Annotated in this window: 11 protein-coding genes and 2 pseudogenes; 11 read left to right on the top strand and 2 right to left on the bottom strand. The window is 59.7% G+C overall.

Annotated features, from left to right (window positions below):
• Positions 1–125: 125 nt before the first annotated feature.
• Complete coding sequence (locus tag XAXN_RS07250) at positions 126–704, bottom strand: superoxide dismutase (protein WP_054319046.1); 579 nt, start codon at positions 702–704, stop codon at positions 126–128.
• 121 nt (positions 705–825) lie between these two features.
• Between XAXN_RS07250 and grxD the strand changes: the two genes are divergently transcribed.
• The 11 genes and pseudogenes from grxD (at position 826) to XAXN_RS07195 (ending at position 15,031) form a co-directional block, all read left to right on the top strand.
• Positions 826–1,146: a Grx4 family monothiol glutaredoxin gene (gene grxD / locus XAXN_RS07245; RefSeq protein WP_003485599.1), complete on the top strand. Its 321-nt coding sequence runs from the start codon at positions 826–828 to the stop codon at positions 1,144–1,146.
• Positions 1,143–1,886, top strand: a complete 744-nt coding sequence (locus XAXN_RS07240) for an SDR family NAD(P)-dependent oxidoreductase (RefSeq protein WP_054319045.1) — start codon at positions 1,143–1,145, stop codon at positions 1,884–1,886. The genes grxD and XAXN_RS07240 overlap by 4 nt, the downstream gene beginning before the upstream one ends.
• Positions 1,883–2,482 (top strand): YhgN family NAAT transporter, encoded by a 600-nt coding sequence (locus XAXN_RS07235; protein WP_003485603.1) that lies wholly within the window; start codon positions 1,883–1,885, stop codon positions 2,480–2,482. The genes XAXN_RS07240 and XAXN_RS07235 overlap by 4 nt, the downstream gene beginning before the upstream one ends.
• Positions 2,483–3,112: 630 nt before the next feature.
• Positions 3,113–6,366: pseudogene (locus tag XAXN_RS07230) on the top strand (TonB-dependent receptor).
• A gap of 103 nt (positions 6,367–6,469) precedes the next feature.
• Positions 6,470–7,855 carry a nucleotide 5'-monophosphate nucleosidase PpnN gene (ppnN, locus tag XAXN_RS07225; protein WP_054319044.1) on the top strand — a complete coding sequence of 462 codons (1,386 nt, stop codon included), beginning with the start codon at positions 6,470–6,472 and terminating at the stop codon, positions 7,853–7,855.
• A 160-nt stretch (positions 7,856–8,015) separates the two neighbouring features.
• On the top strand, positions 8,016–8,531 hold the full coding sequence (locus tag XAXN_RS07220; RefSeq protein WP_054319043.1) for a GspH/FimT family pseudopilin: 516 nt from the start codon (positions 8,016–8,018) through the stop codon (positions 8,529–8,531).
• A complete protein-coding gene (pilV, locus tag XAXN_RS07215) occupies positions 8,528–9,004 on the top strand; it encodes a type IV pilus modification protein PilV (protein WP_054319042.1) in 477 nt (158 codons plus the stop codon). The genes XAXN_RS07220 and pilV overlap by 4 nt, the downstream gene beginning before the upstream one ends.
• Complete coding sequence (locus XAXN_RS07210) at positions 9,001–10,167, top strand: PilW family protein (protein ID WP_054319041.1); 1,167 nt, start codon at positions 9,001–9,003, stop codon at positions 10,165–10,167. Before pilV ends, XAXN_RS07210 begins: the two co-directional genes overlap by 4 nt.
• A gap of 3 nt (positions 10,168–10,170) precedes the next feature.
• Entirely contained in the window at positions 10,171–10,680 is a 510-nt protein-coding gene (locus XAXN_RS07205) for a pilus assembly PilX family protein (protein ID WP_054319040.1), read from the top strand.
• Positions 10,681–10,690: 10 nt separating this feature from the next.
• Positions 10,691–14,569, top strand: a complete 3,879-nt coding sequence (locus XAXN_RS07200) for a pilus assembly protein (protein ID WP_054319039.1) — start codon at positions 10,691–10,693, stop codon at positions 14,567–14,569.
• 12 nt (positions 14,570–14,581) lie between these two features.
• Entirely contained in the window at positions 14,582–15,031 is a 450-nt protein-coding gene (locus tag XAXN_RS07195; protein WP_054319038.1) for a type IV pilin protein, read from the top strand.
• A gap of 126 nt (positions 15,032–15,157) precedes the next feature.
• On the opposite strand, the pseudogene XAXN_RS20860 reads toward XAXN_RS07195, so the two are convergent.
• Positions 15,158–15,274, bottom strand: a pseudogene (locus XAXN_RS20860) (IS5-like element IS1646 family transposase); the annotation flags it as partial.
• Between the last annotated feature and the right edge of the window lie 61 nt (positions 15,275–15,335).

Raw genomic sequence — 15,335 nt, 5'->3', positions numbered from 1 at the left:
GGTGGCGAGCGCGTGCGACGTCGCGCGCCGTCTGTGAAGGTACGTTGGTGTCGGATGCGACCCGTTCTGCGATGTTTCAGCAGATGAGCCAGTCCGCATCTGCGACTAAGAGCTGAGCTGCCAGGTCAGCCCAGCCGGCTTGCGACAAAATCCCAGTTCACCAGCTTCCAGAAAGCCTCCAGGTAGCGCGCACGATCCTGCTGGTAGTCCAGGTAGTACGCGTGCTCCCAGATGTCGCAGGCGAGCAGCGGGATGTCCGGCCCGGTGAGCGGGGTGGAGGCATTGGGTGTGGTGACCATCGCCAGTGCGCCGTCCGGGCGCTGCACCAGCCACACCCAGCCCGAGCCGAAGCTGGTCAACGCCACACGAGTGAACTCTTGCTTGAAATGCACGAAGTCGCCGAACGAGTTGGCGATGCCGTCGCCCAGCCGCCCGAGCGGCTCTCCGCCAGCGCGCGGGCGCAGGCATTGCCAATAGAAATTGTGGTTCCACACCTGCGCGGCCAGATGAAACAACGTGCCCTGCGCCTGCGCGATGATCTCTTCCAGCATCAACTCGGCAAATTCGCTGCCTTCGATGCGCGCGTTGAGTTGTTCGACCTCGCTGCGGTGACAGACGCCGTGATGTGCCGCCAGTGTTGCGGCGGACAGATGCGGCTCCAGGGCAGCGCGGGAGTAGGGCAGTGCAACGTGTTCGATCGGCATGATGGCAGTGGCAGCGAAGGGAGTGCGGCGATAGGTCGTGCTGAAGGCTTACAATGCGCGCCTTTGCGGAAGTCTATCCGACCCGGCGGTCGGGCCTGCCGCTCCCAGTCAGGAGAGTCCAATGCCGGTAATGGAACGGATCCAGGCCGAAGTCGAACAACACCCGATCGTGCTGTTCATGAAAGGCACCCCGCAATTTCCGATGTGCGAGTTTTCCAGTCGCGCCGTGCAGGCCCTGGTGGCCGCCGGTGCCGACCAACTGCGCACGGTCAATGTGTTGGAAGAGCCCGAAGTGCGCGCCAATCTGCCGCGCTATTCCAACTGGCCCACGTTTCCGCAGCTGTTCATCCATGGCGAGCTGATCGGCGGCTGTGACATTACGCTGGAATTGTTCGAAGCCGGCGAGCTCAAGCGCATCGTCAGCGAGGCATACCAGCCGTGAGTTTGCTGCAGGCCCAGCCGCAGTCGGCTGCCTTGTCGGGACGCGTCGTGCTGGTCACCGGTGCCGCCGGTGGCCTCGGCGGTGCCGCGGCGCAGGCATGCGCCGCGGCAGGCGCCACGGTGGTCTTGCTCGGTCGCAAGGTGCGTCCGCTGGAGCGCATCTACGACGTGGTGGCAGCGCTAGGTGCCGAGCCGCTGCTGCATCCGCTGGATCTGGCCGGCGCCACGCCGGACGACTACGCCACCCTTGCGCAGCGGTTGCAGACCGAGCTTGGTGGCCTGCATGGCCTGCTGCAGTGCGCCGCCGCCTTTTCCGGCCTGACGCCAACCGAACTGGCCTCACCTGCAGATTTCGCACGCACCTTGCACGTCAACCTGACCGCGCGCGCCTGGCTGACCCAGGCATGCCTGCCGCTGTTGCGGCAGCAGGACGATGCGGCAGTCGTCTTCGTGGTGGACGACCCTGCGCGCGTGGGACAGGCCTATTGGGGGGCGTATGGCGCCGCCCAGCATGCGCAGCGCGGCTTGATCGCCACCTTGCATCATGAAACGGCTGCCGGCCCGGTGCGCGTCAGCGGCCTGCAGCCCGGCCCGATGCGCACCGCATTGCGCGCGCGCGCGTTCACCCATCACGAAGACAACGACGCGGTCGATGCCGCACGTTACGCCCCTGCGTGCGTCAGCGTGCTGTCGGCCGCAGGGGCGGCGCATCGCGGTGCGATCTGGAGTCCGCCGGTATGACCATTCTTTCTGCGGCGCTGCTGCTGTTCCTGATTCTCGACCCGCTGGGCAACATTCCGGTATTTCTCAGCGTGCTCAAGCCGTTGCCGCCCAAGCGCCAGCGCTTCGTGCTTGCGCGTGAACTGCTGATCGCCCTGTGCGTGTTGATGGCGTTTTTGTGGGGCGGCAAGTACGCCCTGGAGCTGATGCACCTGCGGCAGGAGTCGGTGGCCATTGCCGGCGGCATCGTGCTGTTCGTGATCGGCATCCGCATGATCTTCCCGCGGCCCGAAGGCCTGATGGGCGAAATCCCCGACGGCGAGCCCTTCATCGTGCCGCTGGCCATCCCGCTGGTGGCCGGCCCGTCCGGCATGGCCGCGGTGATGCTCATGGGCAGCAACGAGCCCACGCGGCTGTGGGACTGGAGCCTTGCCCTGATGATCGCCTGGATCGGCGCCTCGTCGATCCTGGCCGCTGCGCCACTGTTGTACAAACTGCTCGGCCACCGCGCCCTGACGGCCATCGAGCGCCTGATGGGCATGCTGCTGGTCGCCATCTCGGTACAGATGTTCCTGGACGGCCTGGGCACGTACTTCAAGCTGCCGGTGTCGATCTAGCCCAGCTCGCTCCGGCGGCTTGCTGATCGCTCCCAGGCGTGGGCGCAGACTGGCGCCGATGGCCTGGGTTTCAACCCGCATTGTCCCGTGGTTACGTGCTCGCGACGCATGGTTCCGGCGACTGACCAGCGCAACCTGGCGCCCGGACAAGTTGCGATGCGACGTGATGGTCGCCGGGCGGCTGGGATGGGGCAGTCATTGGCCGCTGGCGACTGTCTTGGGGCTGATCCGTCAGTGACGCAAGACAGCAGGTGGAATGTCATATTCGGCAAGGTGCATCGACAAGCAGCAACCCCATGTGCAGCCCGCATGCGGTGGCCGAACGCAGCGATTGGGCGTTTTGATCCCATTTGCCGACCCGGCGGCTCCAAAGTCGCGACACGCGTCTCGCTACGGTTGCGACCTCGCACGATCTGGCGATTGCGCCTCTACCTTCGTATTTCATGTAGCAGTGCGCGAAGTTTGTCACGCCGGCGTCACAATCAGACCTTAGTGTGTTAATATTTTGTTAAAAGTTGCAGTAGCAACCAGTCGCGCGGCGAGGGAATCCAGATCAACGGCAGCCCACCTCCGGGAACGGTTGGGCTGACTGCGCTTTTGCCACTGCCCACCTGTATCGAGGCTACCGAAATGACCCACCCCCGTTGTCTTCGCATGTCCAAGCTGACGCTTGGCCTTGTCGCCGCGCTCGCCGCCGCTCCTGTGTTTGCGCAAAACACCTCAGCTGGCGTTGCTGGCGTGGTCACAAGCAGCGGCGGTCAGCCGGTGCCGAATGCCGAAGTCACCATCACGCACGTGGAGTCCGGAACGGTCAGCCGCGCCACCACCGATGCCAGCGGACGCTACAACGCGCGCGGCTTGCGTGTGGGTGGGCCGTACACCATCACCAAGTCAGGTGAAGGTACAAAGACCGAAGAGGGCGTTTACCTGAACCTCAATCAGGTCAATACGGTCAATGCGGATCTCAAGGGCGATATCGCCGCCACCAACCTTGAAGCTGTCCAAGTGATGGCTGTGGCCGGCGGCTCGGACCTGTTCAGTGCCTACAAGATGGGCACCGGTACCAACGTTTCGCGCGAGACCATCGAATCGCTGCCGTCGGTCAATCGGAATATTCAGGACTATATCCGCCTGGATCCGCGCATTTCCCAGGTCAGCAAGGCGGATGGTGCGATTTCTGTCGGCGGCCAGAATACGCGCTACAACGCCATGCGTATCGACGGCATCGGCGCAGGCGATCCGTTCGGTCTGGAATCCAACAATCTGCCGACCGAGCGTCAGCCGGTGTCCATGGACGCCATCCAGGAAATCAACATCGATGTCGCCAATTACGACACGACGATTTCAGGCGGTACCGGCGCAGTGATCAATGCGGTCACCAAATCGGGGACCAACAAATTCGGCGGCACGGTCTATTACGCGTATCGCGATAAGGACATGGTGCGCAAGGAACTGGAAGGTGTTCGTTTCAACGGCTTCGACGACGAAAAGACCTACGGCATGACGCTGGGCGGTCCGATCGTCAAGGACAAGCTGTTCTTCTTCGCCAATTACGAAAAGATGGAGCGTTCGGCGCCGGGCGTCAGCCTGGCCGATTCGCCTTACGGCAAGGGCACCATCACCGACGCCGACATCGCGCGTGCGCAGCAGATTGCCACCGGCTACGGTTTCAACGCCGGTTCGCTGGCTCAGCCGGTCAACAGCACCGAAGTCGAAGAATATGCGCTGAAGATCGACTGGAACATCAACGAAAATCATCGTGCTGCCGTGCGTTACAACAAGCTCGAGCAAAACGTCGTGCGCTTCCCGCAAATCAGCAATAGCGCCGTGTCGTTGAGTACTTTCTGGTACCAGCAGCCGAAGACCTACGAATCCTGGATGGGAGAGCTGTTCAGCGATTGGTCCGATAACTTCTCGACCGAATTCAAGCTATCGCGCAAGCAATACTCGGCGATCCGCGAGCCGTTTTCGACCCTGCCGCAGATCCAGATACGTGGCTTCGGTGGCACCACCGTTAACAATTCGCTGTACTTCGGTACCGAGCAGAACTCGCACGTCAACGCGGTCGAGAGCAAGAAACTGAGCGCCTTCGGTGCTGCCAACTGGTACGTGGGCGACCACACCATCAAGTTCGGTTTCGACTATTCCGACAACGACCTGCTGAACTATTACGGCCGTAACCTCAACGGTGTGTACGTGTTCAATAACCTCAACGATTTCGCTGCGGGCCGTGTCAACCAGTACATCGTGCGTGCGCCGCGTCCGGGTGGTAGCTATGACGATATCCCCGCCGAGTACACTTTGAAGAATACTGGCCTGTTCCTGCAGGATAGCTGGGCGGTCAACAGTAACCTGACCGTGCAGGGTGGCGTACGCGTCGATATGCCGGACTTCAGCGATCAGCGCTTGTACAACCCGCGCATCATGTCCTTGTACGGTTACGACAATACCCAGTTGCCGGATGACAAGCTGGTGCAGCCGCGCTTCGGCTTCAACTACACCTTCGATAGCGACCGTCCGACGCAGCTGCGTGGTGGACTTGGTCTGTTTGGCGGCGCGGCGCCTAACGTCTGGCTTGCAGGTGTCTACCAAAATACCGGTCTGAATTACACCGAGTACACAGTCAACAACCCGGTTGGTATTTTTACTCCCAATACTAACCCCCCGTATATCCCGAGCAGTGGCGCGGGTGCGCGTCAGAACGTGGACATTGCCGCGCCCGATCTGAAGCTGCCGTCGGTGTGGAAGACCAACCTTGCGTTCGATCACGAGTTGCCTTGGTATGGCATCGTTGCGTCCGCGGAAGTGGTTTATACGAAGGTCAATAACGCCATTTACCTCGAGCGCCTGGATCTCTATAACCAGGCAGGCGTCGGCGCGACGCGCATCGGCCAGGATGGCCGTGAGCTGTACTGGAATGCAGCGGGTTATCTGCCGTCCACAGGCAATAACACCTCTGTCCAGAATGGCCAGACCACCAGCCTTGGTTCCGTCAACGGCAAGGCGAATCGCCCAGCCGACATGGGCGATGTAATGCTCATGCGCAATACTGACAAGGGCGATGGCAAGCAGTTCACTTTCGGTCTGAACAAGCCGCTGATCAATAACTGGGGTTGGTCGCTGGCGTATACCTATACTGCTGCGACGGAAGTCAGCCCTCTGACCAGTTCGCAGAACACCTCTAACTGGGGTGGCACGCTGATCGGCACGGCCAACGAGAACGTGGCTTACGACTCGCGCTACGCGCTCAAGGACCGCATCACCGGCTCGCTCAACTGGAAGAAGGCGTTTTTCGGGAAGTACAACACCAGCGTCGGCTTGTTTTATGAAGGCCGTTCTGGTCGTCCCTTCAGCTACATCTACTACAACGACATGAATGGCGATGCCGCTGCGACCTCCGGTAACGGCTACTTCAACGACCTGTTCTACGTGCCAAATGGACCTGGCGATGTGAAGTAGTGGGTGGGTGGTGCTGCGATGGAGCAGCGGTTCTTCGACTGGCTGGCGAAGAACCCCGAATTGGCTGCGTACAAGGGCAGATCGCCCCGGCTAACGAGTTCCGTACCAAGTGGGTGAACAGCTTCGATGTGCACATCAGTCAGGAATTGCTGGGACTGTTCGAAGGCCATAAGACCGAGCTTGCGCTGGACATCATGAACGTGGGTAACCTGCTCAACAAGAAGTGGGGGCGCATTGAAGACTATGGCTTCAACTCCACTGCCCGCGTCGCCAGTTATGCGGGTATCTATCCTGCGACTGGGAAGTACATCTACAACTTCACCGGTACGACCGACGAACCTACCGTGCAGGAAAACAACAACGACAAGGGCAACACCGGCGTTTCCCGCTGGTCAATGCAATTGACCTTGAAGTACAAGTTCTAAAGAAACCTGAGAAGTAACCAGCAAAAACGGCCGGGGTCTCCCGGCCGTTTTCTTTTGTGCGGGTGAGTACGCTAAAGTTCCGTGCATACGACAGGAGCATGCTATGGAACTCAGCAGTACGGCAGCACGGGCGCTGCCGGTGGTGGATGCGCGGATCTACCCGCGTGGTGGTCTGGATGTATTGTCCAAGGCAGAAGTAGCCCGGTTGCGTGATGCATCCAGCGGTGGCATGCATGAGCTGTTGCGCCGCTGTGCGCTGGCCGTGCTGACCAGCGGCAGCGCATCGGACGACCCGCGCGCCGCACGCGATCTCTACCCGGATTTCGACATCCAGGTGAACCAGCAAGACCGTGGCATCCGCATCGATCTGACCAACGCGCCGGCAATGGCGTTCGTCGATGGCGAGATCATCCGCGGCGTGGCGGAACTGTTGTTTGCCGTCGTTCGCGACCTCGCTTACATGGCCATCGAGCTCGAAGCGCAACGCGCCGACCTGGACACCAGTGAAGGCATCACCAATGCCGTATTTGGTCAGCTGCGTAATGCGCGCATCCTGCAACCGCTGGATCCGAACCTGGTTGTATGCTGGGGCGGCCATTCCATCTCGCGCGATGAATACCTTTACACCAAACAGGTCGGCTACGAGCTTGGCTTGCGCGGGCTGGATATCTGCACCGGCTGCGGCCCGGGCGCCATGAAGGGCCCGATGAAGGGCGCCACCATCGCGCATGCCAAGCAGCGCAAGCACAATACCCGCTATATCGGCGTCACCGAACCCGGCATCATCGCCGCCGAATCGCCGAACCCGATCGTCAACCATCTGGTGATCATGCCGGACATCGAGAAGCGCCTTGAGGCCTTCGTCCGCATCGGACACGGCATTTTGGTCTTCCCAGGCGGCGTCGGCACCGCGGAGGAAATTCTCTACCTGCTCGGCATCCTGCTGCGCGAAGAAAACGCGGACGTGCCGTTCCCGCTGATCCTCACCGGCCCGACCATCGCCGCGCCGTACTTCGAGCAGATCGACCGCTTCATTCGCCTCACCCTGGGAGACGCTTCCGCCTCGCGCTACGAAATCATCCTCGGCGATCCGGTCGCCGTGGCCCGCCGCATGGTCGAAGGGGTCCACGGAGTGCGCGCGCACCGCAAAGACCAGAAGGACTCGTATTACTTCAACTGGTCCGTGCACATCCCGCTCGAGTACCAGCAGCCTTTCGAGCCTAGCCACGAAGCGATGGCCGCGCTGGACCTGCACCACGGCCGCCCGGCGCCGGCCCTGGCCGCCGACTTGCGCCGCGCCTTCTCCGGCATCGTCGCCGGCAACGTCAAGGAAGACGGCATGCGCCGCATTGAGGAATTCGGCCCCTTCGAAATCCACGGCGACCCAGAAATCATGCAAGCCCTGGATGAGTTGCTGCGTGGCTTCGTCGAGCAGCGGCGGATGAAGATCGCGGGGGACTACCGGCCTTGTTATCGGGTGGTGACCTAGGGCTCAAGAATATTCAAGCTCTAGCCAAAAAGCGGTGTGGGGGCTGGAAAGATTGTCTGACGCATACGTCGGTGACCCTGAAACAACCGTTCGTCCCCCTTATGCTTGTTGCTAGGGGGCGGGCGTAGCATCTTACACACGTCACGCTGGGGAGCGTTCAATGTCTTTTCGCCGATCTGCCGGCTTTACACTCGTGGAACTCATGATCACGATCGTCGTGCTGGCGATCCTTCTCACCATTGCGTTTCCCAGCTTTCGCGGAACGCTTCGCTCTAATCGAGTCGCGAGCAGCGCCAACGAGACCCTCGGTTTGCTATCGGTAGCACGCAGCGAGGCCATTCGCAACCGCCGTGGAGGCGGTGTTTGCGGCAGCGCTTCCGGGACCGCGTGCGACAACAACTGGGGTGCAGGAATGCTGGCCTGGGCCGATACCGATGGCGATGGGGCGTTCAAGACTGGCGATACCGTCCTGCGCTTCGTCGCGATCGACGCATCGCTGACCAGTACCGGCCCCTCCGGCGCCGTAATTGCTTTCGATGGGCGGGGGCGCAGGGTCGCGTCGACAAATCAACAGATCACGTTGCAACCGATGACGTGCGATGGGCAGGCGCTGCGGCGCACCTTGTTCGTCAATGTCGCCGGCCAGATCACGTCTCAGAAGAGCTCCTGCCAATGATGCGTCTCCGTCCCTTCGTTTCGCCCTCTCGCACCAAGGGATTCAGTCTGCTTGAGGTGCTGATCGCCATCGTCGTACTCGCATTTGGCTTGCTTGGCTTTGCGCTGTTGCAGACAGCCAATGTGCGGTTCGTGCAGAGTTCCAACTACCGCACCCAGGCAACCAACCTAGCGTATGACCTGATGGACCAGATGCGAAGTAATCGCTTCCAGTCTGTCTGGTATACCGATGCCACCTTTGCCGCAAACAGCGTGACCTCGGCCAGTTGCAGCCGACCTCTCGGAAGCGTGGCCATCGCTGACAATATCGCGCGTTGGAAATGCCAGGTCGTGCGCGCATTGGGCGAAGGTGCCAGCGCAACCGTTCTCAATAACAACGGCCAGGTCACCGTTGGCATTAGTTGGGGAGACCAGCGCTGGGACGCCAATAATCCCAACGCCCAGACCACCTTTACCCTGGTATCGCAGCTATGACGCGGCCGCCTTCTTCCAAGCGCGTCGCTGCGGGCATCAGCCTGATAGAGATGATGATCGCCATGGTGATCGGTCTTGTGCTGATGCTGGGAGTCATCCAGGTCTTTTCTGCCTCGCGTACTGCATCAATGCTGGCCGAAGGCAGTGCGCGCGCACAGGAAAACGGACGTTTCGCCATGGATTTCCTCCAGCGCGACATTCGCATGGCCGGGCATTTCGGTTGCGTCAACGACCAGGCTCATTTTGTGCGCGGGGAGGGCGACCCGGTGGTCACTACCGGCGCGGCCAGCGGCTCGGGTCATCCGCTGGATTTCAGCATCAGCGTGCAAGGCTACGAAGCGCCTAATACGACGCCTCCTGGCAGCCTGAAGCTTGGAGATAACTGGGCAGTACCAGCGAATCTGCCAGCATCGATCACCAAGCTCAATCCGCGCGGCGGCAGCGATATCCTGGTTCTGCGTTTCCTTGCTCCGGAAGGCGTGCCAATCACAACGTTGACCACAGGCAGCAACAGCGTCGTGGGCTTCAATGCCTCTGCCGGATTACGTTTGACAGAGGGAGGGCAGGCGGCTCCAAACCTGTTCGGGGTTGCGGACTGCGCCCATGCCACGGTGTTCAAGGGCACCTATGCCAGCGGCCAAGTCACTGCCACAGGAACCAATCTGTCCAATTACTCCACCCGTCCCAGCGGCCAGGCAATGCTCTATCGCGCCGAATCGCTGGTTTACTACGTCGGTACATCGACAACCTCGGGCGAGCCTGCGCTGATGCGTGCACGGTCCAATGGTGTTGACGACTATGGCACGCCGGAAGAGTTGGTCGAAGGGATCGAGAACATGCAGCTGCTGTTCGGTCTCGATCAGACCGTGAACATGTCCAATACCTCGCCCCCGTTGGGAAACATCAGCACCCAGGCGATCGCGAGCGACGTATCCACTGCGGTCGATGCCACAGCTGCTGGCCAGTGGAGACGGGTCGGGCAAGTTCAAGTTGGCATCCTAGCGCGCAGTCCTGCACCTTCCACAGCCGAGCGCCCGGCAACTGCGTTGAGTTATCCCAGTGCATTGGGCGTCTCGTTTGCGCCGCCCACCCAGACGGATGGCCGCTACCGAATGACCTACGAATCCACGATCGCCTTGCGCAATCGGCTGTTTGGGAATTGATCAATGAATGCAGTCGCTCGCCGCCGCCCAATGCCATCCCGTCCTCGTGGTGTAGTGCTCTATGTTGCCTTGATCATGTTGATCCTGCTGGCGCTGATCGGGATCGCCGGCATGCAAGTGGCAGGCATGCAGGAAAAAATGGCGTCCAATTATCTGGTGACCAATATCGCCTTTCAGAATGCTGAGGGCGTGACGCGCAGGAGCGAGCGGGCGATTGAAGCCATCGCTAATCGCAAGAGTGCTCCCAGCGACGCAACGGTTGCGGACACTGATATCCAGCAAAACTGCGATATAGCATTCGATCCGATGGCTTGGGCACGTAATAAGGCCGTGTCGGTCAACCAGGCGGTTAATGTGCGGCGCATCGACTCGTGCATCATCGGGGGAGGCTCGCTCGCGATGGGCGATCCGGTCGACCCGGTGACTCCGGTCTATCAAATTACCACCTTCGCCAACGATGCGACGACGGATGCATCTTCGTCGGCGGCGATCGATTCCATTTTTAAGCTCTGAGGCCGTGAGCATGTCTCGTCGCACCGTTCGAACCGCTATCGTCTCCGTCATCCTGCTTGTCGCTATGGGGGGGTACTTCGTCTACAGCTTAATTGCAGCCCAGGGGCAGGGCACTTTGGCGCAGGCTCCACTCAATAACGCAACCTCGATCCCGCCGGCATTCATCATTTCGGTGGATGATTCGAACTCGATGACGTTCGAGCGCATCTTCACCGGTGGTGATGGACGTCTGCAATGGACCGGCAGCAGTTTCTTCAGCTCAGCTGGTGTCTTCTATAATTCCAGCGAGGGATGCGCGAATAACTCGGCCGATTGCTATGTTTACTTGTATCCAAGCGACGGCTATAACGCCTCTTACTCGCCAGGCGACGCAGTGCCTCCGCTGGACGCGTTCGGGTTTGCCAGATCGCCCACCTATAATAAGAGCTACTACAATCCCATCGTGCTCTATCAGCCGTGGACGCCGCCGACGCAGGCTGCGGCGACGCTCAATCTCTGGCCAGCGGCAGTATTTGGTCAGGCGCGCCTGGATCCACGTAACCCTGCTGTCTATGGCACTGATTTCACCAAGGGGTATAACACCACCTACAATCTTTCGTATCGCGAGGGTAATGATGAGTTATTTCAGTTTTTGACTGGAATGACGATACCGTCCGGTACGCGTTATCGGTCAAGTAGTCGGTCGTGCAATACGACCAATAGTAATGGATTGCCTAGCAGTGGCGGAGTTTGGACGACGTTGAACAATGCTGTTTCAATCATGGCTAATTGCCAGGTTCAAATTGGCTACGTCCCAGCAACGTTTTATCTGCCTGTGGACGCCCCTGCGCCGACAGGCTATCTCACTAGCGATGTCAATCGGCCGATTATCACTAATGCCTGTGGCCCAGGTTGCAATATGCGGCGCTATCAGATATTGGCGGCAAATTACGGGGCCAATACCGCTGCCTATACTGCTGCGCAACAAAATTTTGCCAATTGGTTCCAATACAGCCGTAATCGTATCCTGTCGATCATCGGGTCCGCATCGCGCACATTGGCGGATGTCGACAAGATGCGGGTTGGTTATTTCACTATTAACAACCGCACTGACGTGACCATGTACGACATGAACGACGACGCCTCGCGGACGTCGCTCTTCGGGTCGATCTACCGACTCAAGCCGAACGGCGGCACGCCGAACCGTGTGGCCATCGATTTCCTGGGTAAGCAGTTCAAGCGAACCGGAGATGGTGCGCCGGTGGTGCGTGCGTGTCAGAAAAATGGCGGCATGCTGTTCACCGATGGTTATACGAATAGCAATAATGTTGCTACAGGGTATGGCAACGCAGATTCAACCGGCACGGTGGATTTTCCTGCTTCGCCCTTTGCCGACAACTACAACAATACGATTGCCGATATCACTGCCAGCTATTATTCCGGCGCATCTACGCCACTGGTCACTGGCCCGAGTTTTTCGGCAGGCCTCGTGCCCGTCGACGATAAGTGTGCGACGCTCGCCAAGACTTCTGCGGATTGGAAACGGCTCGATTGCCAGAAAGATCTGCATATGAATTTTTATGCGATTACGTTGGGCGCGCAGGGAAATATCTACGAGGTCAACCAGGCGGCCACCAATGATCCTTACGCCAATGCTCCGGACTGGAACAGCAATGGCGACCCGATCGCAGATGACGATGGCCGCGTCATCGACGAGCTCTGGCACGCGACGATCAATAGCCGCGGTCAGTTCATCAATGCCAAGAGCCCTGATGAAGTGACCGGCGCTATGCGTCGGGTGCTGTCGGCTGCCAGTGCTGCCAATTCACCGTCAGGAACGCTGGCCCTGACGGGCGCGCGTATCGGCGCGGGTTCCTTGACAGTAACTCCCGAGTACCAGATCAGGAGCAACGGTACCGATTGGTCGAGCAAGTTGAAGGCCAATCAGGCTACGGTCGATCCGGATACGCGGGAGGCGCGCTTTACGCCACTCTGGGAGGCATCCGCGCAGATGCCCGCTGCCAGTGCGCGCAATGTGTACTTCAACGATGGCAGCAATGTACAGAAGTTCGATGGCACTACTATCAATTTGAGTAGCTTGTGCGGTTTGTCCAAGACCTTGTATCCTGGTCAAACGCTCTGCTCGCAAACTGACCTGACCAACCTCGGGGCAACAGCCGTAACTGCAGCCAATTATCTGCTGGGCGATCGGAGCGGGGAGATTCAGCAGGGTGGCAAGTTGCGCGACCGAACCACGGTGCTGGGCGACATCATCAACTCCGCACCGGTGATCAGTGCGCCGATCGACGACTACGGCTATCGCTCGCTAGGTGGTACGCTCGGAACCAGCTATACAAACTACCTGAACAGCAAGCGTAGCAGTCAGGGCTATATGGTGTATGCGGGCGCTAATGACGGCATGTTGCATGCGTTCGATGGCGGCATGGACAGCGCCGGCGCCATCAGCGGCAGCGGCGGACGTGAACGCTTTGCGTACGTGCCCGCTACGTCTTATGGCCATATGGGAAATCTGCTGCTGCCTTATCAAGCAAACAAGGGGAATGCCCAGCCGTTTGATCATCGCTACTTCGTCGATGGTCCGATTGCGGTGGGAGATAGTTATTACAGCAACGCCTGGAAAACAACCCTGGTGGGCACGACCGGGGCAGGTGGTCGCGGCGTCTTCGCATTGGATGTCAGCAATCCGGCGGCCTTCGGTGTGGGTAGCCGCCTATGGGAGATCAACGATCTCAGCGGCGATGCCACCGTGCGCGCGAATATCGGTCATGTGCTCGGCAAGCCAGTCATCGTCCCGGTGCGAGCGGCCAATGGCACGGTCGGCTGGAAGGCGATCTTCGGCAATGGCTACGATAGTGTCAGCGGCAAGGCGGTACTGTTCGTGGTCGATATCGGAACCAACGCCACGCCGACCGTCCGTATGATCGAGGCAACGGAGCCGGGAAACACAATCAGCGGTCGCAACGGGCTCGGCAACATCGTTGTGCTGGACCGCATCGATAATGTGACTATCGACCCGGCGACCAATAAGCCGGCTCGCACCCGCGATGGGTACGCCGATACGGTCTATGCGGCCGACCTTCGTGGAGCGATCTGGAAGTTTGATCTCACCTCGACTGCAACGTCGGTCACCGTACCGACGTTCACGACGGGTACCTATGTCGAAGGTGGTCTGACTTACCGGCAGCCGATTACTGGCGGCCTGCAGGCTGCTTCTGGTGAGAACGGTGGTGTACTGGTGCTATTTGGTACCGGTAGTTTCTCGTTCAACGACGACATCCTACCGAGTTCGGCGCTCCAGACTCAGAGCTTGTACGGGTTCACTGATCAGGTCGATGGTGTGATTAGCACAACGCTGACCAGAGCAAATCTGACGCCATATTCGGTCAGTACGGCTGCCGCCGGTAGCACCCGCTCACTGCAAATTGGCACCGCGCCGTCAGGTTCGCTTGGCTGGTACGTGGATCTGCCCGCCGGTGAGCGATTTGTGGGTTATCCGGAACTCGTGTCGGGAATCTTGTTCATGCCTACTTATTCGCCGCTCGCGATCAGCAGCGGGTGCAGCACTGATGGTGTGAACTGGTTGTTCGGACTGAATCCACGGACGGGTGTGGGTGCCCTATCTGGTGTGCGAATGGGAGGCATAGGTGGCTCCACGCTTGCCGCCGGTTCGGCTGGAATCTCGCTCAATACCGGCGGCAATGCGCCGGTCAAAGACGTGGGTGTATCGGTCGTGCCCAGGCTCGAGCCGAAGGTCAATCCCAAGGATGGTTCTGCGGCACCCACCGTGCCTGCAGGATCGGGCTGCTGGATGATCGTCAGCGTGGCTGGCGCCCCGCCCATGTATGTCCCTTATCCTTGCGGCCGCCAGTCCTGGCGCCAGCTTCAGTAACGGAGATTGTCAATGCCCTTAGACCTGTCGCGGTCCCTGTCCAGCCAACTTCGCCAGCGTGATGGTGCCGGTGGCTTCACCTTGATCGAGTTGATGATCGTCGTCGCGATCGTCGGCATCCTGGCTGCTGTCGCCTATCCGTCCTATGCCGATCATGTTCGGAAGTCTCGCCGAGCGCAGGCCAAGGCCGATCTGGTCGAATACTCGCAGTTGCTGGAACGCTCGCATACGACCAACAACACCTATGCCAGTTTCAAGTTCGGGAACGGCTCGACGACCATCCAGTCGCCGCGCGAAGGTGGTACGGCGCAATACAACATTACGCTCGCGACCACGCAGTCGACCTTTACCTTGACCGCTGCGCCTCAGGGCAATCAGGCTAAGGACAAGTGCGGCACTCTGACGTTGAACCAAGCAGGGGTGAAGACGCCGAGTGAAACTATCACTCCAGGCTGTTGGTAGCTTTGTGTTAGGGAAGGTCTGAACAACGAGACCTAACAGGGCGGAATGTGGCATCGTTCCGGAGAGTCGCGTTTGGAGCTTTGGACTTCTCGCCATTTCTGGCGCTTTCCTTGGGAATTTCCCGGGTTACAGGCGCACGTTCCCCATCGCAGGCAGTAATTGCTTTCGCTTCATCCACAGGTTTGACAGCGCAAACAAGGTCAGCACTTGTGCCGTGTTCTTGGCCAGACCGCGATAGCGGACTGATACGCCCAGGGTTCCGTAGACACTCAAGACCCTCGTTGCGCGTAGCGCCGTTCAAGCT

It is taken from the genome of Xanthomonas axonopodis, from assembly GCF_001304695.1.
Lineage (GTDB): Bacteria > Pseudomonadota > Gammaproteobacteria > Xanthomonadales > Xanthomonadaceae > Xanthomonas > Xanthomonas axonopodis.
Note: the sequence above shows the minus strand (reverse complement) of the source record. Positions and strands in the feature narration are given on the sequence as shown.